General features: G+C 66.4%; 18 protein-coding genes and 1 tRNA gene. 9 read left to right on the top strand and 10 right to left on the bottom strand.

The features are described 5' to 3' along the window. Window positions 1-642 precede the first annotated feature (642 nt). Entirely contained in the window at window positions 643-2,133 is a 1,491-nt protein-coding gene (locus DBO33_RS11915) for a serine hydrolase domain-containing protein (protein ID WP_159080222.1), read from the top strand. Between the two features lie 193 nt (window positions 2,134-2,326). Here DBO33_RS11915 and DBO33_RS11910 read toward each other — a convergent pair whose 3' ends face one another. After that, complete coding sequence (locus DBO33_RS11910; RefSeq protein ID WP_107655083.1) at window positions 2,327-3,649, bottom strand: MFS transporter; 1,323 nt, start codon at window positions 3,647-3,649, stop codon at window positions 2,327-2,329. Window positions 3,650-3,837: 188 nt separating this feature from the next. Between DBO33_RS11910 and DBO33_RS11905 the strand changes: the two genes are divergently transcribed. After that, a complete protein-coding gene (locus tag DBO33_RS11905) occupies window positions 3,838-4,260 on the top strand; it encodes a RidA family protein (protein WP_234390791.1) in 423 nt (140 codons plus the stop codon). On the opposite strand, the gene DBO33_RS11900 is transcribed toward DBO33_RS11905, so the two are convergent. After that, the gene (locus DBO33_RS11900) at window positions 4,249-4,767 is read right to left on the bottom strand and encodes a GNAT family N-acetyltransferase (protein ID WP_107660186.1); all 519 of its coding nucleotides are present in this window, start codon (window positions 4,765-4,767) and stop codon (window positions 4,249-4,251) included. The two genes, DBO33_RS11905 and DBO33_RS11900, sit on opposite strands and share 12 nt — an antisense overlap. Window positions 4,768-5,487: 720 nt before the next feature. Here DBO33_RS11900 and DBO33_RS11895 point away from each other — a divergent pair. Continuing rightward, entirely contained in the window at window positions 5,488-7,686 is a 2,199-nt protein-coding gene (locus DBO33_RS11895; RefSeq protein WP_107655082.1) for an elongation factor G-like protein EF-G2, read from the top strand. Window positions 7,687-7,747: 61 nt separating this feature from the next. Here DBO33_RS11895 and DBO33_RS11890 read toward each other — a convergent pair whose 3' ends face one another. Then, the gene (locus tag DBO33_RS11890) at window positions 7,748-8,590 is read right to left on the bottom strand and encodes a tyrosine-protein phosphatase (RefSeq protein ID WP_199856590.1); all 843 of its coding nucleotides are present in this window, start codon (window positions 8,588-8,590) and stop codon (window positions 7,748-7,750) included. A gap of 264 nt (window positions 8,591-8,854) precedes the next feature. Continuing rightward, a tRNA-Cys gene (locus tag DBO33_RS11885) sits at window positions 8,855-8,926 on the bottom strand. 174 nt (window positions 8,927-9,100) lie between these two features. On the opposite strand from DBO33_RS11885, the gene guaD reads away from it, so the two are divergent. Beyond that, complete coding sequence (gene guaD / locus DBO33_RS11880) at window positions 9,101-10,435, top strand: guanine deaminase (protein WP_107655080.1); 1,335 nt, start codon at window positions 9,101-9,103, stop codon at window positions 10,433-10,435. Window positions 10,436-10,764: 329 nt separating this feature from the next. Continuing rightward, entirely contained in the window at window positions 10,765-11,289 is a 525-nt protein-coding gene (locus tag DBO33_RS11870) for a cupin domain-containing protein (protein WP_234390790.1), read from the top strand. Between the two features lie 329 nt (window positions 11,290-11,618). On the opposite strand, the gene glnA is transcribed toward DBO33_RS11870, so the two are convergent. Continuing rightward, window positions 11,619-13,055 (bottom strand): type I glutamate--ammonia ligase, encoded by a 1,437-nt coding sequence (gene glnA / locus DBO33_RS11865; RefSeq protein WP_107655077.1) that lies wholly within the window; start codon window positions 13,053-13,055, stop codon window positions 11,619-11,621. Window positions 13,056-13,306: 251 nt separating this feature from the next. On the opposite strand from glnA, the gene DBO33_RS11860 reads away from it, so the two are divergent. Both DBO33_RS11860 and DBO33_RS11855 read left to right on the top strand, forming a co-directional pair. Continuing rightward, window positions 13,307-13,762, top strand: a complete 456-nt coding sequence (locus DBO33_RS11860; protein WP_107655076.1) for an RDD family protein — start codon at window positions 13,307-13,309, stop codon at window positions 13,760-13,762. Between the two features lie 43 nt (window positions 13,763-13,805). Then, on the top strand, window positions 13,806-14,174 hold the full coding sequence (locus DBO33_RS11855; protein ID WP_234390789.1) for a YrdB family protein: 369 nt from the start codon (window positions 13,806-13,808) through the stop codon (window positions 14,172-14,174). Window positions 14,175-14,355: 181 nt separating this feature from the next. On the opposite strand, the gene DBO33_RS11850 is transcribed toward DBO33_RS11855, so the two are convergent. From DBO33_RS11850 to DBO33_RS11835, 4 genes are all read right to left on the bottom strand, one after another. After that, a complete protein-coding gene (locus DBO33_RS11850; RefSeq protein WP_107655075.1) occupies window positions 14,356-15,090 on the bottom strand; it encodes a DUF4191 domain-containing protein in 735 nt (244 codons plus the stop codon). Between the two features lie 77 nt (window positions 15,091-15,167). Then, window positions 15,168-15,617 carry a TY-Chap domain-containing protein gene (locus tag DBO33_RS11845; RefSeq protein ID WP_107655074.1) on the bottom strand — a complete coding sequence of 150 codons (450 nt, stop codon included), beginning with the start codon at window positions 15,615-15,617 and terminating at the stop codon, window positions 15,168-15,170. Between the two features lie 393 nt (window positions 15,618-16,010). After that, window positions 16,011-16,328, bottom strand: a complete 318-nt coding sequence (locus DBO33_RS11840; RefSeq protein WP_159080221.1) for a hypothetical protein — start codon at window positions 16,326-16,328, stop codon at window positions 16,011-16,013. Window positions 16,329-16,562: 234 nt separating this feature from the next. Next, window positions 16,563-16,961 (bottom strand): hypothetical protein, encoded by a 399-nt coding sequence (locus tag DBO33_RS11835; protein ID WP_159080220.1) that lies wholly within the window; start codon window positions 16,959-16,961, stop codon window positions 16,563-16,565. Between the two features lie 444 nt (window positions 16,962-17,405). Between DBO33_RS11835 and DBO33_RS11830 the strand changes: the two genes are divergently transcribed. After that, window positions 17,406-18,128 (top strand): DUF2334 domain-containing protein, encoded by a 723-nt coding sequence (locus DBO33_RS11830; RefSeq protein WP_234390788.1) that lies wholly within the window; start codon window positions 17,406-17,408, stop codon window positions 18,126-18,128. 166 nt (window positions 18,129-18,294) lie between these two features. Next, a complete protein-coding gene (locus DBO33_RS11825; RefSeq protein ID WP_107655070.1) occupies window positions 18,295-19,404 on the top strand; it encodes a glycosyltransferase in 1,110 nt (369 codons plus the stop codon). A 1,598-nt stretch (window positions 19,405-21,002) separates the two neighbouring features. On the opposite strand, the gene DBO33_RS11810 is transcribed toward DBO33_RS11825, so the two are convergent. Further along, window positions 21,003-21,260, bottom strand: a complete 258-nt coding sequence (locus DBO33_RS11810) for a hypothetical protein (RefSeq protein WP_107655069.1) — start codon at window positions 21,258-21,260, stop codon at window positions 21,003-21,005. Window positions 21,261-21,330 lie beyond the last annotated feature (70 nt).

Below are 21,330 nucleotides of genomic sequence, written 5' to 3'. Positions count from 1 at the left end.
CCAGTCCCCGGGTACACCACCAAACGAGCCAGTCCCCGGGTGCGGCACCAAACGAGCCAGTCCCCGGGTGCGGCACCAAGCGGGGCTGATCCCCGATGCGCGACAACGAAGTACGAAATCACTCAGGCTGACCCTGGTGTCGATTTCCCGTGGCAGCGGTGCAGTGGCTGCGCACGGTTGATGTCCAACGCGGCAAGGTCACGGCATCGCCCGAGGAACTCCGCCACCGTGTCCCGCTCGATGCGGAGCCGGACGGCGAAAGGGACACGGCGGCAGAGAAGTGCGAGTGGGGGCGTCGTCGTGTCCCGTTCGACGTGTGCTCGGATGGCGTGCGGGAGATGGTGGTTGACTGAATGCCATGGCATTTCAGCAATGTCTGCTTTGGATCGTCGGCCGAGTTGATCGTGGTTGCCAGCGGTGCGGACACCCCGGTCACGTCGGCCGTTCGTGTGAGGGTCAGAGCACCGAGGCGCGGTTGGCCGCGCTGCTGTCTGAGGGCGGTCGGCTCGCGCGGATTTTCGGACCCACCTGCTAGCTTCGCTGGTAGACGCATTCGCAACTATCGGGGGGACTCCGAATATGCTTGCTCGCAAGGCATTTGCTCGGCTCACGCGCGCCGGGACCGCTGCTCTAGCTGTGGCGGTGGTCGCCACCGTACTGGTCAGCTGCGAGTCCTATGACGAATGTGGGCCGGATGCCAGTTGTCACCCAACCCTTCCGACGGACGCGGCCGGCGAGATCGATGAAACCGTCCGGAAGTTCATGGACGCGGGCTTGATCCCTGGCGCGCTGGTCGCCGTGCACGACCCAGCGCGCGGCAGTTACACGAAAGCGTATGGCGTCGCCGATCTCGCCACCGGACGTGCGATGACGGTCGATGATCACGTCCGAATCGGCAGTGTCACCAAAACTTTCACCGCCACCGCGGTGCTCCGCGCGGCCGACGAGGGCAAACTCTCGCTCGATGACACACTGAGCAAATACGTTTCCGGCATACCCAACGGCGACACCATCGCCCTCCGCGATCTGCTCGGCATGCGGGGCGGTGTCTGGGATCTCACCGAGGACGTCGAATACATCAGCCAGTTCAGCGCGAAAGCGCCCGGCGCCTGGCATGACGGCGATCGATTACGCGCGATCATCGAGCACCCGGAGTCGGCGAAACCGCCACACACCAATACCGAGTACTCGAACTCGGAGTTTTACCTGCTCGGCCTGGTGTTGGAAAAGGTCACCGGCAAGCCGGTGCGTGAGGTTCTCAACGAGGTCGCGACCGCGCACGGACTGCATAACACCAGCTACCCCACCGAGGCCACCATCCCCGACCCCGCCAGCCGCGGGTACGCCTACTTCGAAGACACAGCGACCGACGTCACCGCACGCAACACCCCCGAGCTCTCCGGCGCGGCAGGGTCGATGGTGTCGACCATCGGCGACCTGACCCGCTACGCGCCCCTACTCGCCCGCGGGGATCTGCTGAAGCCCGAAACATTGCAGGTCCGAATGCAATTCACGACCGGCACCGCCAGCGGTGCTTCCTTCGAGTATGGGCTCGGTGTGCAACGAATCGGCCCGTACCTGGGCCACACCGGCGGCGTCCTCGGCTACACAACGCACTTCGGCTATCTTCCCGAACGCGGGATCACCGTCGCGGTGGTCGTCAATCAGTACACCATTCCTCGCACCCTCCTGCGGATCACCGCCTCCTCTATTTGGGGCGCACTCGTCCGACAGCTCTACCCCGAGTCGCTACCCGGCAACACGCCTGCGCCCACCGCCACCGCCCCAGCTCAGCCCTCCCTCGCCGATCTGAGCGCGCAGCTCCAACAGGTCTTCGACACCAAAATCCCCGCTTCCCAGAAGACCCTGCACGCCCTCGATGAGGACAAGGACCCTGAGCTGCTCACCAGGCTGGCCAGCACTTACGCCGAATACCCCATGACCATTCAGGTGGACAAGCTCACGCAGGTGGACAACCACACTCTGTTCGCCACCACCACGACAACCTTCGCAGGCGACAAACGCCCCATGGTCGTCCCCTTCACCGCCCGCGACAACACCTGGCGCCTGACCACCGCTTGGATCTGCGAAAGCCTGATCGCCGAGTCTCCACCTTCCCCCGCCTGCACCTGACCATTTCGCACAGCTGACCGCATAACACGTCCGGACATTGCGCGGCATGGCGTGTCCGGCCATGCCGCCAGACGCGCACCCAATTCAACCGGCCAACTATTCCGACCGCAGAGTTTCGCGTGACGGAGAAACGAACCCTTCCAGGCCGCAACAGGTTCGGCCGCCTCACGACTGAGGTGGCACGATGCCCCGACTACCGCGAACCCTCCAGTGCCCGAGCCCGAGTGCGTTTCCACAGCACCAGCACGCCCACCGCCGAGCCGATCATGGCGACACCGACCACCCATAGCCCGGCGCGCTGGCTGCCGGTCCAATCGCGCAGTGCGCCAGTGATATACGGTGCGGCAAAGCCGCTGAAGTTGCCGATCGAGTTGATCAACGCGATACCGCCTGCTGCGGCGGCGCCCGTGAGGAAGGCGCTCGGCAATGCCCAGAAGGTAGGCAGGGCAGCGAGTACACCGACGGCGCATACGGTCACTGCGATCATGGCCGCCAACGGATTTCCGAGATAGAGCGCCACGGGAATGGCGAGGCCGCCGAGCAGTGCGGGCAGCGCGACGTGCCAGGGACGTTCTCCGGTCCGGTCACCGTGCCTGCTCCACCACACCATGACAACGGCACCGATCACGTACGGCACCGCGTTGATCAGACCTCGCTCGACCACCGAATAGCTTGTGCCGTACTGCTGTTCGAAGCCCTTGATGATCGTCGGCAGGAAGAATCCGAGCGCATAGAGCCCGTACACGATCCCGCCGTAGACGAAGGCGAGGCCGATCACCCGGGAATCGGTGAGCGCCTTGCGCACCGTCCATTGCTCCGCCTTCTCCACTTCGGCTTGCTCGGCGGCGAGTTCGGTACTGAGCCACTGACGTTCGGCTTTGGTCAGCCAACCGGCCTGCGCGGGACTGTCGGTGAGGAAGAACCAGGTCGCCACCGCGAGGACGAGCGCGGGCAGCCCTTCGACGAGGAACATGAACCGCCAGCCGCTGAGCCCGAACACGCCGTCGCCGTGTTCGATGATCAGACTGGACACGGTCGCTCCGAGCGCGGTGGACACCGGCACGGCGACCATGAACAGGGCGACGATCTTCGCGCGCTGGTTCTGCGGGAACCAATAGGTGAGGTAGAGCAGGATGCCCGGGAAGAACCCCGCTTCCGCCACGCCGAGCACGAAACGCAGGATGTACAGCACGGTTTCGTTGGGCACGAACGCCATCGCCGTCGCGACGACACCCCAGCTGGCCAGGATTCGGGCGATCCAGCGTCGCGCACCGAACTTGTGCAGCGCCAGATTGCTCGGCACTTCGAGCACCAGGTAGCCGATGAAGAAGATCCCGGAGGCCAGCCCGAACGCGGTCTCGGTGAGCCCGAGATCGGCCTTCATCCCGCTGGGCCCGGCGAACCCGATATTGACCCGATCCAGATAGTTGACGAAATACAGCAGCCCGAGAAACGGCACCAGGCGGAGGGTGACCTTGCGCAGCGTCGCGCGGGGCACGTCGGGTGTCACAACCATCCGCGCACTGTCACCCCGGAGACACCCGCGGGTCAAGCCCCCAACCGGGGGTGCTCGCCTGCGCCGGGGCACGTCGGCGCGGTCCATGCCACAGCGCGGCGGATTCGGCGCGACTCCACGGGTCCGAGCGTCCTTATTCGTGTAAGTCATAGCCGGACTACATGATTCAGGCCGTCTAAGCTGTGCTGGTGGCGAAGATCAACGAACGGCTCTCCGACATCCCCGGCGTCGCTCCCGGCTTCGGCTACGCGCACGCGGTTACTACATCGAACGGGCTCGCGTTCGTGTCCGGGCAGATCGCGGTCGATGCCGACGGCAACCTGGTCGGCGCGAACGACCTGGCAGCCCAGACTCGGCAGGCGATGACCAACCTGCAGAACGTGCTGCACGCCCTCGGCGCCGACTGGACCAACCTGGTCAAACTCACCTGGTTTGTCACCGACACCAGCGGGCTGCAGGATCTTCGGGACGTCCGCGACGAGTTCCTCCGGCCCGCCCTCGGCGACCAGCCCAACCCGGCCAGCTCGCTCGTCCAGGTGGCCGGACTCTTCCGCCCGGAGTTCCTCGTCGAGGTGGAGGCCGTGGTGGCGGTCGGCGAATCAGGGCGCTGAACGCTCGACGACGCACCGCAGGTAGCAGTCGACGGGGCCGTCGTCGTCGCTGGTATGGCTGTACTCGAATCCGGCTCGCCGGGCCACCGCCGCCGACGCGTGATTCTCCGGGTCGACCCGGATGACCGCCTCGTCGGCGAGCCCGGACTCCGCGAGAAACCGGCACGCGAGTTCGACCGCCCGCGTCGCGTACCCGAGTTTGCGCCAGTCCGGGTAGATCCCGTAGGCAAGGTTCGCTTGCCGGTCGATCAGATACGGCTGCCGGGTATGCACATCCACGGTCCCGACCAGCGTTCCGCTCGCCACATCCAGCACCGCGAACGTCCGGCCCGCCGCGTTGCCCTGCCACCGCCGCACACACCGATCGAAATGCCGCACAACGGTTTCCAGCGTGCCGCGCCCACCGTTGAGCCAGCGCGCCAGCTCGTCGTCCTCCCCCGCCAGATGCGCCTCGGCATCGGCCACCGTGATCGGCCGCAGTGCGATGACACCGTCGGAAATCAGCACGTAGCCATCGTGCGCAGGCGGAGCCGGGCGCGGCAAGTAGTTTTGCCGCAGGGCGAGGTGGCTTCGGCCGGGCGAGGTCACATCGGCCCGCCGGCGAGATTGCCTCGGCCCGTCGGCCAGGTCGGACCAGCCCGCCGGCAAGGTTACATCAGCCCGCCAGCAAGGTTGCACCAGCCGCCAGACGAGATCGCACCTGCCCGCCAGCAACGTCGCACCAGCCCACTGAGCGAACTCACGCCGGCTGACCGCACCAACCCACCGGACGAGATCGCACCAGCCCGCCCGCGAAGTCGCACCAATCCACCTAGCGAGCCCACACCGGCCCGCCGACAAGGTCGCAGCGACCTGTCAGACGAGCTCACACCGGCCCACCGGACGAGATCGCACTGGCCCGCCAGCAACGTCGCACCAGCCCACCGGGCGAAGCCGCCCCGGCACGCCGGACGAAATCGCCCTGGCCCGCCGGATGAGCTCACATCGGCTGTACCGCACCAGATCGCACCAGCCCACCGGTGAAGTCACACCAGCCCACCGAGCGAGCTGACAGCGGCCCGCCGACAAGGTCGCACCGCCCCGCCGACCCGAGGTGCAGTCGCGAACAACCCGGTACGGACCGGGCAGTCCGTGGCACCGGATCTCCCGATCCGCGCACGCGCGAGGACCGCCGGTGGGAAGCTCGAAGGACCGCAGGTGTCGGGGCGCCAGGAAGCGAGACGCACAGTGGACAAGGCGAGTGGAGCCGCAGGGGGCAACGGCAGAGTAGTTACGGCCGAGCGGCCGGATCAGATTCGAAATGTGGTGCTGGCCGGGCACAGCGGGTCCGGTAAGACCACATTGGTCGAGGCGATGGCCTTGACCACGGGGATGGTGAATCGGGCGGGGCGGGTCGAGGACGGCACCTCCCTGTCGGACTACGACGAGATCGAACATCGGCAGCATCGCTCGGTGCAATTGTCGGTGGTGCCGCTGGCCTGGTCAAGCATGAAGATCAACCTGATCGACACACCCGGATACGCGGATTTCGTCGGTGAGCTGCGAGCGGGACTGCGCGCGGCGGACGCGGCATTGTTCGTCATCTCGGCCGCCGAGGGTGCGGAAGGTGTCAGCGGCGCGACCCGTGCGCTGTGGGAAGAGTGCGCGGCGGTCGGCATGCCACGCGCGATCGTGCTCTCCCACCTGGACACCGCGCGAGCCGACTTCGACGAGATGACCGAGACCTGCCGCACCGTGCTCGGCGGCGGCGCATCGGAAAACATTCTGCCCCTGCATCTTCCGGTGTACGGCCCGCGCAGCGCGGACGGCCACCGCCCGGTCACCGGGCTGATCGAGCTACTGCCGAACTGCGTGGTCGACTACTCCTCCGGCGAGCGGGTGGAGACCGAGCCGACAGCGGAGCAACTGGCGATGCTGGCGGAGGCGCGCAACCGCCTCATCGAGGGCATCATCGCCGAGAGCGAAGACGAAACCCTGATGGACCGGTATCTGAGCGGCGAGGAGATCGACCTCGCAACGCTCGTCACCGACCTCGAACGGGCCGTGGCTCGGGGCAGCTTCCATCCCGTCTTGTTCGGTGCGCCCGCCCCGGAGGGCGCCAAGCAGGGGCTCGGCACGGTCGAGCTGCTCGACCTGATCACCGGCGGCTTCCCGACCCCGTCCGAACACATCGTCTCCGCCGTCACCGCCCTCGGCGGCAACACCCGGCGCCAACTCGACTGCGACCCCGAGGGCGCGCTCGCGGCCGAAGTGATCCGCACCGCCTCCGACCCGTACGTCGGGCGGGTGTCGCTGGTCCGCGTGTTCTCCGGAACGCTGCGCGCCGACGACACCGTGCACGTCTGCGGCCACGGCCTGGAGGAACGCGGACACGAGAGCCACGACGTCGACGAGCGGGTCGGCGCGATCTCCGCGCCGTTCGGCAAGGGGCAGCGCCCGCTCGGCCAGGCCATCGCGGGCGACATCGCCTACGTCACCAAACTCAGTCGCGCGGAGACCGGCGACACCCTTTCGGGCACCGACAAACCGCTGCTGATCGAACCGTGGCAGATGCCGGATCCCTTGCTGCCCATCGCGATTACCGCACACAGCAAGGCCGACGAGGACAAGCTCTCGCAAAGCCTCGCTCGGCTAGCGGCCGAGGATCCAGCCGTACGACTCGAACACAACGCGAACACCCATCAGCTGGTGCTGTGGTGTCTCGGCGAGGCGCATCGTGATGTCGCGCTGGAGCGATTACGGACCAGGTTCGGCGTGCAGGTCGATGTGGTCGAGCATCGGGTCGCGTTGCGAGAAACGTTCGCGGGCAAGGCAACCGGGCGTGGCAGGCACGTGAAGCAGTCCGGTGGGCACGGACAGTACGCGGTGTGCGAGATCGAGGTCGAGCCGCTGCCGGGTGGTTCCGGGATCGAGTTCGTGGACCGGGTGGTCGGTGGAGTTGTTCCGCGACAGTTCATTCCGTCGGTGGAGAAGGGCGTGCGCGCGCAGGCGGCGCGTGGCGTGGCCGCCGGGTATCCGCTGGTCGACGTGCGCGTCACGCTGTTCGACGGCAAGGCGCACTCGGTCGACTCGTCCGACGCCGCGTTCCAGACCGCAGGTGCGCTGGCGTTGCGCGAGGCCGCCACCAGCGCGGGTGTCGCGCTGCTGGAGCCGATCGCCGACGTCTGGGTGCTGGTCGCCGACGACTATGTCGGCCCGGTGCTGAGCGATCTCTCCGGTCGCCGCGGCCGCGTCCTCGGTACCGAACCGCACGGCACCGGGCGTACCCGAATCCATGCCGAGGTACCGGAACTCGAACTCAGTCGGTACGCCATCGACCTGCGCTCGCTCTCGCACGGCACCGGCGACTTCACCCGGTCCTATACGCGGCACGAAACGATGCCGAGCCAACTCGCCGCCGCGATGCGTGAGCAGGCGAAGAAGTAGTGCGGCAACGACATTCGGGCCCACCCACGAATAGTGGCTGGGCCCGAACATCTTTCGTCGACTAGGTGACCAGGTTCCTACGCAGTTTCAAGATGGTGCCGCCGTCCAGGCCGAGCCCCTGGGTCAGGTACTTGCCGAGGTCACCGTAGTCCTGCCGCATCTTCTCGACCGCCGCATTCAGGTACGCGTCCCGGACTTCTTGCAGCGGGATCAGCAGATCGGGGTTCTGCATGACGCCCGCCTGCTTCAGCTGCTGGCGCAGCGCGGCATCCGATGCGGCGCGATACTGGTTGGACAGCAGATAGTCCTGCCGCGCAGTGCCTTCCGGCACACCGACCGCGCGCAACAACACGTACGTCAGCCAGCCGGTGCGGTCCTTGCCCGCCGTGCAGTGGTACAGCGTGGCCTTGTCGGTGTTGGCCAGGTCCTTGATCGTCTGCCCGAACGCGGCACGGGACTCCTGGCGGCTGATGAACGTGGTGTACATGTTCAGCATGATCTGCTCGGCCTTGCCGTTGCCGAGCGCTTCCTCCTGCTTCTGCGGGTCACGAGTCTGGATCACCGCCAGCATCTGCTGGAACAGCCCGGTGTCGTCGATCGGCCGCGCCACCTGCCGAGCGCCGGGAATCGGCTTGTCCGCACCGGCGAACTGCACCTCGCCCGGCGTGCGCAGATCGATCACGGTCTGCACCTGCAGGCTCGCCAGCTTCTGCACATCCGCGGCGGTGAGTTTCTCCAGCGAGTCGCCCCGAATAGCTTTGCCCGGCTTCACCTTCTCCCCGTCATAGGTCCGGTATCCGCCGATATCACGAACATTCACCGCGCCCTGCAGATCGATGCGTGCCGCGGCGACCGCCGAATCCGCCTCGGGCTGGGCGGTGGCCAGCGGTGGAGCGGTCGTCATCGTCACGGCAAAGGTCGCCAGAGCGGCGGTAATCAAAGAAATAAATGAAACCTTCATGGCGCGGGACACTAGAACGTGTTTCACTCACGTTTGGGCGTTCGCCCGCATCCCGCCGCATCTGCCCCGCTCACCGGGACCCACCTGGCAGTCAACGAGATTCACGCTGGATTCTGCGCGAGATGCGCCTACCATCCGCACGCTATTGCGCTGGTTCGGTGATCAATATGAGGTGGGAGTGCTCGATTACCTCGGGTTGAAAAGGGGCCATGGAGGCGGGGTTCGAACCCGCGTCCTTCCAATTTGTCGTGGACGTTCTACCAACTGAACTACTCCATGACCCCAACGCAGGTTATGCCGAAACGAATTGCGCGACAAATTGTTTTCGTTCGAGGGTCGGTCGTGAAACTCCCGCCAAGCTCGCACACTGCGACGGCCGGGGCAATCTTCAGCCCGCGACACGCCCGCACCAGGGCGTTGGTCCGGACGGTTGCGGGTCGATAGCGTCGAGGCATGGCTGAAGACACCCTGCCTGCCGTCTATCGCGGCACCGTGCTGCACTTTCTGCGGGATCCCGGGGCCGACGACGATCCAGACGCTTGGGAGTTGTTCGAGGATGGGGCGCTGGCGGTCGGCGCCGACGGCAGGGTGCGTTGGGCGGGTGACTGGTCGGCATTGCCGGAGCAGCATCGCGGAGAAGTCATCGATCATCGGGGCAAGCTGATCGTGCCCGGTTTCGTGGATACCCACATCCACTACAGCCAGTACGACATGATCGCGAGTTTCGGTGCGCGACTCGAAGATTGGCTGCAGGAGTACGTCTTTCCGACCGAGCGAAAGTTCGCGGATCCGGATTACGCCGACCGGATAGCGGGGCTCTTCCTCGACACGCTGCTGGCCTGCGGGACCACCACCGCCAGCGTGTTTCCCACCGTGCATCCGACCTCGGTGGACGCGTTCTTCACACAGGCGCATCGGCGCGGCATGCGGATGACGTGCGGCAAAGTCCTCATGGACAAGCAACCCGACGCGCCCGACTTTCTCTCCGACGCCGGTGTGCCGCAGGCCGAAGAACAGTCTCGGCAGTTGATCGCCCGCTGGCATCGGAAAGATCGGCTGATCTACGCGATCACCCCGCGATTCGCGCCGTCATCCTCGGACGAACAGCTGGCCATGGCCGGACGGCTGTTGCACGAGTTCCCGGACGTGGCGTTGCAAACCCATGCCGCAGAAAGTCGCCCCGAGACGGCAAGCGTGCTGGCTCGTTTCACCGATGCCCGCTCGTACCTGGATGTTTACGACCAGGCGGGCATGCTCGACACCCGATCCATCTTCGCCCACTGCGTGCACATAGACGATCAGGACCGCTCACGACTGGCCACCACCGGCGCCGCCATCGCCTTCTGCCCCACCTCGAACCTCTTCCTCGGCAGCGGCCTCTTCGACTTCGCCGCCGCGCGCGACGCGGGCGTCCGAGTGGGACTCGGCACCGATTGCGGTGCCGGAACCAGCTATTCGATGCTGCGCACCCTCAACGAGGCCTACAAGGTAGTCATGCTCAAAGAGTCGACCAAACCACCCCGCCAACGCACCACCCTGTCCGCCCTACGCGGCTTCTACCTAGCCACCCTCGGCGGCGCCGAAGCCCTGCACCTCGACCACCACATCGGCAATTTCCGCCCAGGCAAGGAAGCCGACTTCATCGTCCTCGACTGGACCGCCACCCCCACCCTCGCCCACCGCACCGCCCTCGCCCGCACCTTCCAAGAACGCCTGTTCGCCCAAATGATCCTCGGCGACGACCGCTCCGTCGACGCCACCTACCTCATGGGCCGCCGCGTCGCGTAATCACGCCTATATCGACTGACCGAGCGCACTATCGAACAATCCCGGGCACGTTGCCGTTCCGCTTCGCGAAGCGGTCCATTGCGCCGTTCATGATCCGCGAGGTATTCGTCTAGCAACGTTCCGCGCAGCTCGCGCTCGACCACCCGTCGGCGGGCTGTCCAGGCAGTGCCGTCCGACAGCGACTGGCTCGCCTGCATGGCGGGACGTTCGCCGATCCGATGATCGGCCTCATTGCTCACTGCTCGAGACTATCAATTGAATCCAATTCTCAACCGCTCCAGCGGAACTCGGCGATCGATCTGTCGGACCCACTGCGTAAGGTCGGCGGGGTGGAGAACCTCGATATTCCAGCGCTGGTGGCCGTGCTTCCGGGCGAGGGTGAAACCGTTCATATTCCGGGCTTCGGCGCCACGTACAAGCTCTACGGTCACCACACCAATGGGGTGATGTCGATAGTGGAGCATCCGTTCGATGTCGGCACGATCACTCCGCCGCACATGCACAGCAGGGAGGACGAGTACTCGATTGTGTTGGAGGGGCGGATCGGGTTTCGCTCCGACGACACCGAGGTCGTTCTCGACGCCGGCGGGTACATCATCAAACCGCGTGGCGAGATGCACGCCATGTGGAACGCGAGTGATGTGCCGGGTCGCATCATCGAGATCATCATTCCCGGCGGTTTCGAAACCTACTTCCGCGACCTAGCCGCGCTCATCTCCGACGCCACGGCCACGGACGAGTCGTTCACCGCACTGGCCACCCGGTACGGATTGACCTACGGACACCCCGACTGGCTCGACGATGTCATCGAGCGCTACCACCTCAACCCGCTCGTCCCCCGCGGCTCGCGCTAGCCGCGATTCTGGAACGAAATCGGTTGCCTCCTGGTCCCGCATCGGCGTCGACCAGTACCGCGCCCACTCCGACCACTCCGTCGAAACCCTGCGCCCCGTCGAAACCCTGCGCGCCCCGTCGAACACCGCCTCGCCCGTCAAAACCGCCGAGCAGTCGGGCCCGCATCGCGCAACACGCCAGTCGCGTTGGCGCGCAGACTGTTTCGAATCCCGTACGCCACGCCAGTCGCACTGGCGCGCAGTCTGTTCGCATGACCTGCCGAAACAGGCATCGGCCCACCCGCAGAGCGCGGATGGGCCGATGCCGAACGACTCGAAGTACGAACGACTTACACGTCGTAGTACAGCTCGAACTCGTAGGGGTGCGGGCGCAGGTTCACCGGGGCGATTTCCTGTTCACGCTTAATGCTGATCCAGGTCTCGATCAGGTCGTCGGTGAAGACATTGCCTTCGGTCAGGTAGTCGTGATCCTGCTCGAGGCGGTCGATGACCGTGGCGAGGCTGGTGGGGGCCTGCGGGATGTTCTTGGCCTCCTCCGGCGGGAGCTCGTAGAGGTCCTTGTCGACCGGGGCCAGCGGCTCGATCTTGTTCTTGATGCCGTCCAGGCCGGCCATCATCATGGCGGCGAAGGCCAGGTACGGGTTGCCCGAAGAGTCCGGCGCGCGGAACTCGATGCGCTTGGCCTTCGGGTTGTTGCCGGTGACCGGGATACGCACGGCGGCGGACCGGTTGCGCTGCGAGTACACCAGGTTGATCGGCGCCTCGTAGCCCGGAACCAGGCGGTGGTAAGAGTTCACGGTCGGGTTGGTGAACGCCAGCAGCGACGGCGCGTGGTGCAGGATGCCGCCGATGTAGTGGCGCGCCAGATCCGAGAGGCCGCCGTAGCCCGCCTCGTCGTGGAACAGCGGCTTGCCGTCCTTCCACAGCGACTGGTGCACGTGCATGCCCGAGCCGTTGTCACCGAAGAGCGGCTTCGGCATGAACGTGACGGACTTGCCTTCCTGCCACGCGGTGTTCTTCACGATGTACTTGAACAGCTGCAGGTCGTCGGCCGCACCGAGCAGCGTGCCGAACTTGTAGTTGATCTCGGCCTGACCGGCGGTGCCGACCTCGTGGTGGCCGCGCTCGAGCTCGAAGCCCGCGTTCTGCAGGTTGGTCGAGATCTTGTCGCGCAGGTCGACGTAGTGGTCGTACGGCGCGACCGGGAAGTAACCACCCTTGTTGCGAACCTTGTAGCCGAGGTTCGGGGAGCCGTCCAGGTTGGTCTTCACGCCCGTGTTCCAGGAACCGGAGATCGAGTCGATCTCGTAGAACGAGCTGTTCATCTGCGAGCCGTAGCGGATCGAGTCGAAGATGTAGAACTCGGCCTCGGCACCGAAGTACGCGGTGTCGGCGATACCGGTCGAGCGCAGGTACTCCTCGGCCTTACGCGCGATGTTGCGCGGGTCGCGGCTGTAGGCCTCGCGGGTGAACGGGTCGTGCACGAAGAAGTTGAGGTTCAGCGTCTTGGCGGCGCGGAACGGGTCCAGGCGCGCGGTGCTGAAGTCGGGCAGCAGCAGCATGTCCGACTCGTCGATCGACTGGAAGCCACGGACGGAGGAGCCGTCGAACGCTAGCCCTTCCTCTGCGAGGTCGGTCGTGAAGGCCTTCGCCGGGATCGAGAAGTGCTGCTGGACACCGGGAAGATCGCTGAACCGGATGTCGACGTACTCGACTTCTTCGTCAGCGAGATATTTGATGACCTCGTCGGCCGTGCTGAACGTCACTTGTTCTCCTTACGGATCGGTTCCCAGCGAGTGTCGATTGCGTGGGTTCGTCGCGTCCAGACGGTATGGACGCGGTGTTTCCCGGCGGTCAAGTTCGTGTTTCGCCAGTGTTACACGTACGGCTGGCCGGGTGACTAGGCCCACCCGGGCTCGAACAGCATGCTAATCCTGCCATCCGCGCCGAGACGCGCTGACGTGAACTCCCCTTATGCGGTGCCGAGCGGCCGGTCGGCCCCGCATATTGTGGGGGCATGGCACGCATGACGGGATCGTGGCTCTCCGGCCCTTCGGAGGGCTCCGGCGATCAGGCAAACCCCGAGTTCCCCGGCGAACACCTCGGGCTGCCGAAGTCCGGTGCGGGTTCGCTGTCCGGGATGGCTCGTCGGATCGCGGCACTGTTCGTGGACTGGTTGATCGCGCTCGGCATCGCGGCGCTGATCGTGCGCGGGAGTTCGGCGTCGAGTTTGACGCTGCTGATCTGGTTCGTCATCGGAGTTGCCGCAGTGACGATGTTCGGGTTCACACCCGGTCAGTACTTTCTGCGGTTGCGGACTGTGCGGATCGACGCGCCGGTGACCGTGGGGTTTGTGCGCGCGCTGGCCAGGCAGGCGTTGCTCGTGTTCGTGGTGCCCGCGCTGTTCACCGATGCTGATGGCCGCGGTATGCACGATCGTGCGACCGGTACTGCGCTCGTCCACTCGCGCTGATTTCACACCTGACACCTGCTTCCGCGCCGGTTACGCTCCGGCGGTGTCACTCAATCCGGCGATGCTCGCGATCCGGTTTCTGCTCGAGCTCGTCGCCATTTCTTCCTTCGGTATCTACGGTTGGCGAGCCTTCGATTCGCCTTGGAAGTTTCTGCTGGTAGTGCTGTTGCCGGTGGCCGCGGCGGCTTTGTGGGGCACCTTCGCGGTGCCGAGTGATCCGAGTCGCAGCGGCGAAGCGCCCGTCTCGGTGCCGGGGGCAGTGCGCCTGGCGGTCGAACTCGCGGTCTTCTTCGGTGGCGCCGCAGCGCTTTGGGCGGCCGGTCTGCCGCGGTGGGCGCTCATCTTCGGAGGCGTCCTCGTCGTCTACCAAGTCCTCGCCTACGACCGCGTCGCCTGGCTCGTCAAAGCGTGAACATCAACCGGGGCTACTGGCTGGCCTACTGCGGTCGCACTAGTTCTCCAGATCCGCACCGCCTCTGAGACCCGCAGCAGGGGCGGATCCTGAGAAAAGGTGCGGATCCGGGCTCGCATGTCCATGCCGAAACATGCGAAAGGCCCGCATCCGGTCGGGATGCGGGCCTTTGCGTACGAGGTCAGCGCCTGCGAATGGTGCGCTGGACGCCGCGCATCTTGGCGCCGGCGGGCATCGGGCCCTTCGGCAGTGCCGGGCCGGTGCGCGAACTGAGGGCGGTCAGCCTGCCCTCGATGAGGTCCATGCGCTTGGTGTCGATGTTGCGGGGCAGCTTGGTCAGGTAGCGCTGCAGTTCCTTCAGCGGCACCTGGCCTTCGTCGTTGCCGATGACGACGTCGTAGATCGGGGTGTCGCCGATCAGCCGGGCGGTGCGCTTCTTCTCCTGCGCGAGCAGCGATTTCACCCGCTGCGGGGAGCCCTCGGCGACCAGCACCACGCCGGGCAGCCCGATCACGCGGTGCACCGCGTCGAGCTGGGTGGTCGCGGCGATGCCGTTGGACACCCGCCACTTGCCCTGCAGGTTGTCCAGCACCCAGGCCGCCGCACCCGCTTGACCCTCGGCTTTGCCGTAGACGCTCTTCTGCACCCGTCGGCCGAAGATGATGAACGCGGCCAGCGCGCCGAGCACCACGCCGAGCGGGACGAGGAACCAGGTCAGACCGAAAATCAGGCCGATGACCAGGAAGACAGCGGTGATGCCGAGCAGCGCGCCGATCATCAACGGCAGCAGCAGCTTGTCATCCTTGCGCTGCATCTGGAACGCCTGCCAGAGCTGCTGCCTGCGCTCTTTCGACTGCTGCTTGCGGGCCGCTTTCGCCGCGGCCTTCGCTTCTTTGGTGGGCTTACCTGCTGCCATGCCACTCAGGATAGTGCCCACGTCGTGCGGGTTCTGCCACGCCTGCCCCGGCGGCGTCCATTACCGTCGCGCCGGCGTCAATTCCAACCGCGCCTGGCCATCGATCCGAGCACGGTGAGATCCAGATCACCGGACGCCTCGGTCCACCCCATCGCCCGCAATTCGACCGGCGTGGCGACACCGAGTGCATGGCGGAACCCGATGGCGACCGAGCGGGCGAATTCGATCAGGCTGCGCGGGGAGATCGGCCAGAACATCGTCCTGGTCCAGTTGTCGACCTCGCGGCGCAGCATCGGCTCGTTCCAGCCGAGCTCACGTAATTCCTGTGCGGCGGCGTCCGGAATAGGCTGCGCCAGATAATGATCACCCGCCAGTTCGGCGGACAGTTTGATGTCGTACTGCATGAATTGCACGTACCGATTTCCGGGCGCCGCAATGATCAACGTTGCCCGCGAAGGTAGCTCGGACAGACATAGCGCCAGTGCTTGAACGAACTGCTCCCAGTCCGCGGTCACCGGCTCGTTCATTCTTCCCCCGGGCGCTCGCACTGGCCCGATCATACGCCGCCCCGCCTGAGACACCACGTGAATCATGTTGTACCCCCTGATACTTCGCGCCGTTCATAGCTGAAGCGAATGGCCCATTGTTCGCTGGTATGAGCCATTTCGATGCGGTGTCTTCGGTTCACGCGCCGCCCACTCGGACTCGGTCTCCGCTCTCGGCCGCAGTGCTTCTCGAGCTCGAACCTCGTCCGCGATAGCGGGAACACCTGCACGCCAAGCGTGCGGCTGGCCGGTTGCAGCGTTGGCTAGCACCGCCTTCGGCCGTAAGCCGGTACGCCGCAGGTATCCAACAGGACTTCACATGGCGACGCACCGGTCGGTACGCCCTGGTCTCCCGTTCGGCGCACAAAGACGGAACTATTCACTCAGCGGGACAGAGCGGCGGCCAATCCCGAGTGAGCCCGCCGTGATGTCCCACTCGACGCCCAGCCCGTCACCCAGCGGGACAACGCGGCGGTCAATCGCGAGTAAGCACGCCATGGTGTCCCGCTCGACGCGCAGCTGGTCACCCAGCGGAACCCGGTGGCGGCCAACCGCGAGTAAGCACGCCACGGTGTCCCGCTCGACGCGCAGCGAGGCCGAGCCGATCACCCGACGGGACAATAGCGGCGACGAACCGCGAGTGAGCCCGCCATGGTTGACCCGTTCGGTGTGCTGCAAATCCGAGTTGCTCACCGAGCGGAAGGCCACTGCGACGCACAACGAATGAGGACGCCATGATTTCCCACTCGACGCACAGCCGATCACTCAACGGGACCCGGCGGCGGTCAATCGCGAGTAAGCCCGCCACGGTGTCCCGCTCGACGCACAGCGAGGCCGAGCCGATCACCCGACGGGACAATAGCGGCGACGAACCGCGAGTGAGCCCGCCATGGTTGACCCGTTCGGCGCACCGGAAGGCCGAGTTGCTCACCGAGCGGAACGCCGCTGCGACGCACAACGAGCGAGCACGCCATGACGTCCCACTCGGCGGACAGCGAAGCCGAGCCGATCACCCAGCGGGACAACGTAGCGGCGAACCGCGAGTGAGCACGCCGTGATGTCCCACTCGACGCACAGCCGATCACCCAGCGGGACATCGCGGCGGTCGATCGCGAGTAAGCACGCCACGGTGTCCCGCTCGACGCACAGCCGATCACTCAACGGGACCCCGTGGCGGCCAACCGCGAGTAAGCCCGCCACTGTCTCCCACTCGACGCGCAGCGAGGCCGAGCCGATCACCCGACGGGACAATAGCGGCGACGAACCGCGAGTGAGCCCGCCACGGTTGACCCGTTCGGCGCGCTGCAAAACCGAGTTGCTGACCAAGCCGAAGGCACCGCGACGTACAACGAATGAGCACGCCATGACGCCCCACTCGACGCACAGCCGATCACCCAGCTGGACACGGCGGCGGCCAATCGCGAGCAAGCCCCGCCATGACGTCCCGCTCAAGGCCGAGCCGGTCGCCCAGCGGGACAACGTAGCGGCGAACCGCGAGTGAGCACGCCATGCTGTCCCGCTCGACGCACAGCCGGTCACCCAACGGGACCCGGCGGCGGCCAATCGCGAGTAAGCCCGCCACGGTGTCCCGCTCGACGCGCAGCGGGGCCGAGCTGTTCTCCGAGCGGGAGATGGGGGCGGCGGACGCGAAGTGAGTGCGTCGTGATCGCTCTTGGGTGGGGTGCTGATCCGTCGGGTTTCGGCGGTTTGCTGTTCAGCTGGTGGCTACCGGGTGGTGTTAGTTTGCGGTGCGTGTGTGCGCGGTTGGTGGTGAGCGTTCATGACGTCGCGCCTGGTAGTGCGGCGGAGACGGCGCGGTGGTGTGCCGATGCCGATGGGTTCGGGATTCCGGTGTCGCTGTTGGTTATTCCGGGGCCGTGGCGGGGTGCGGGGTTGGCCGAGCGACCGGATTATGCGAGTTTTCTGCGGGAACGGCGGGCCGGTGGGGACGAGATCATGGTGCACGGGTGGTCGCATCGGGCTGGGCCCGAGGGTGGGTGGCCGCGGCGGATGGTGGGCCGGGCGGTGGCGCGCGGTGCGGCCGAGTTCGCCGCGCTCTCCACTGATGAGGCGGCCGCCAAACTGCGGTACGCCAATGCGGTGATGGCCGAGTCCGGGCTGTCGACAACGGGTTTCACGCCGCCCGGCTGGCTCGCCTCGCCCGCGGCGGAACAAGCACTACGCGCGGCGGGCTTCTCGCACACCACGGACCACTTCGGCGCGAAGGACCTGCGAACCGGTCGCCGCCACCGCGGTTTCGCCCTCTCGCACCGCCCCGGCGGCGGCTGGTCCGAACGATTCGGCGCCACCATGCTGGTGACCGCGGCCCGCCGCAACGCGGCACACGGCGGACTGGTGCGCCTCGCCCTGCACCCGGACGACCTGCACCGCCCCGGCCTACGCGACGCCACCTTGCGTGCCATCGACGCCGTCCTGCACGCGGGCGCACAAGCAACCACCTACGCCGACCTGGTCGGATCGGCGGTCGACTAGTGCACATCGCGAGTTGCCACACCGCACAATTCCAGAAGACGAGCTGCCCGCGAACTAGTCGGAGCGGCTCGCAGCCGGTGCGAGGCGTCGATCGACACACCGCAGCCCACGATGCCAGACCCCACCGGCGTACCGTCCCTGACCTGCTCCGATCGGCGGACCGCTGATGCGCATCGTGCAGATCGCCAACTTCTACACCCCCGCCTCCGGTGGACTGCGGACCTGTCTCGATGAGATCGGTCGGGGGTATCTGGCTGCTGGGCATGATCGGGTGCTGGTGGTTCCGGGGCCGGCGGACGGTGATGAGTCGACGGGGTCGGGGCGGCGGATTACCGTGCACAGTCCGAAGTTCGGGGCGGGTGGGTATCACGTGCTGACTGCTCGGCGGACTCGGGCGATACTCGATGGGTTGCGGCCGGATGTGCTGGAGTGCAGCGACAAATTGAGTGTGCGGTGGCTTGCGCCGTGGGCGCGCGGTGTCGGTGTGCCGCTGGTGCTGTTCTCGCACGAACGTATCGATGCCATCTTGCGCACGCGTGTGCCACCTGGTTTTCCGTTGACCACGGCCGCCGACCTGGCCAACCGTCGCCTGTGCGTGCGGGCCGAAAAGGTGGTGGTTACTTCGAGTTTCGCGACAGCGGAGTTCGCTCGGATCGGGGCGACCAATGTGCGTCGCGTCCCGCTGGGTGTCGACCTGACCACTTTCCGTCCCACCGAAACACCCTGGACCGCAGGCGATTCGGTACGCCTGGTGCTGGTGAGCAGGCTGTCCAAGGAGAAGCGGGCCGAACGCGCGATCGAGGCGGTGCGGGTACTGGTCGAGTCCGGTCTGCACTGCGAGCTCGCGGTCATCGGCGACGGCCCGCTGCGGCCTCGTCTCGAGCGCCTGGCCATCGGGCTCCCGGTGGTCTTCCACGGTCACCTCACCGACCGTGGCACCATGGCAACTCTGGTCGCCAGGGCCGATATCGCGGTATTCCCCTCCCCTGCTGAGACTTTCGGCCTCGCGGTGCTGGAATCTCTGGCCTGCGGCACCCCCGTCGTCGTCCCCGACGCGGGCGCCGCGCGCGAACTCGTCGACGCCCCCGGTTCCGGCATCGTGTCCGATGGCACTCCGCATGGCTTGGCCGACGGCGTCCGTCAACTCCTGACGGTCCCCGCCCCGCAGCGCCGTCACGCCGCCCGGCTGGCGGCAGAACGTTTCCCCTGGTCGGCCACGGTCGCTAGCATGCTCGCCCTCTATGCCGACTATGAATCCCCCGCCCGCTCAGCCTGATCACACAACCGTGATCACAGAGGACCCGGCGGCGGCAAAGTCGGAGTAGATCCGCCGCCATGCCCCACCCATGCCGTTATGGGCTAGTCGTTCGCGGGTCGGTGGCCGTCCTTCCCGAGTCGGCGGCGGTCCTTCTCGAATCGGCGGCGGTCCTTCTCGAATCGGTGGCAGTCCTCGCGAATCGGCGGCCCTCCTTCCCGAATCGGCGGCCGTCCTTCCCGAATCGGTGGCAGTCCTCTCGAATCGGTGGCAGTCCTCGCGAATCGGTGGCAGTCCTCGCGAATCGGCGGCCGTCCTTCTCAAGTCGGCGGCAGGTTGTGGATCGAATCTCGGCTCGGCCGGCCACACCGAAACTTCAACTAGGGAACCCGTTCACACACCGGCAGATCCGACGGTGACGAGTCCAGCTCGTCATGCAACGTAGGTGAGTTCGCAAGCAACGCAATCCCAACGATCACCAGCACACCCGCCAGAATCAGCAGCACCGGCCGCGGATGAACAGTCACCGCGAACAGCGTCAGACCCGCCGCGTAACTGAGCACCGGGTCGGTGATCGTCATCGCGGTGAGCGCGGTGGGCAGCGAACCCCGGGCATACGCCTCCTGCGTCAGCAGTCCGCCAAGGACGGTCGACACCGGAATCCCCAGCAGCGCCCAACTCAGATCAGGGAGCACCGTGGTCGCAATGACCACCAACACCGCCGTGGTCGAGAAGCAGCAACCCGCCGCCACCGCAACCAACGCCGACCGCAACTGCGTCGAGTTCGTCAGACGCGACACAGCGACCAATACGACGATCCCCACGAACACACCCACACCAACCCCGGGCAGCAACTCCGGCCGCACCTCCGCATGCCCGGGCGCACTCTGCCCGACCAGCAGAATCAACCCCGCACACACGAAAGCCGTCCCCGCCNCCGAACGATCCCTACTCACCATCCCCTCGCCTCCACCCCTCCTCTTTCTTACACCTCCGCTCCGCCCCCCGCTGTCCTCCACCTCTTTTTTTTTTTAAAGCACCCGGCGACCACCAAGACCCCCCCCAACCCCTCCGCCGGCGCCGCCAGATGTGTAAAAGAGCCACCCTCCCCCCCCCCGCCCCCCCCGACCCGCAGCGCCACCGCATGCACCACGAACCCCGCCACATTCGCACCCTGCCCCGCCAACCACCGCCGATCGGTGACCAGCCGACGAGCAATCCCCACGATCACCAGAAACCGACCTTGCCCGGCCTCGGTAGCAGCCTGCCGCGCCGCCCCCTGCTGCAACGCCGCCGACACCGCGAACAACAACGCCGCGAACAGCGCGAGAGAAATAGTCCCCACCGCGACCACATCGACCGGCCCACTGCCCTGCACATCCGCGGCCTCCGGCATACCGCCCATGCTGGCGGCCCGGAGTGAACATGGCATGGCGCCCGCCCGGCGGGTTGGCAACACCTCGGGCGCCGGCGCCAGCCGAGTGCCGACCGCAGCCGGCGCGCCCGCATCATGCTTGCAGGCCCGACGAGACTCGAGCAGACCACCCGAGGTAGCCCGGCGTGCCGCAACCGCAACGCGCACAGCCCAACCGGCAACGCCACACGGCACGACCGTGTAGCTACTGAGACTCCGGCCCCAGACCGAGGTGGTACTGGGTGGTGAGCAGCACGGTGGTGCCGTCGAGGTCGCGGATGGTGAGTCCGGTGCCGAGGGCGGCATTGATCCTGGCCACCGGGCCGCGAGCATCCGTCGGCGGCGGCGCGGCGCCGGTGACGACGAGCAGGATGAGCGCGGCCGCGGTGATGATGCGGCCGGTGTGCGCGGCGACCTGGTGGACTGCCGCCCACAGCTGCACCGACCATCCGACAAACCGCATCGGCTGCCCTCTTCGGGAGCCCGCACCAACAGACCACCCCGGTTCCAGGGGCTGGACGGTCGTCCGGGCA

Origin of the sequence: Nocardia suismassiliense (genome assembly GCF_900269665.1) — a bacterium.
Classification (GTDB): Bacteria; Actinomycetota; Actinomycetes; order Mycobacteriales; family Mycobacteriaceae; genus Nocardia; species Nocardia suismassiliense.
Note: the sequence above shows the minus strand (reverse complement) of the source record. Positions and strands in the feature narration are given on the sequence as shown.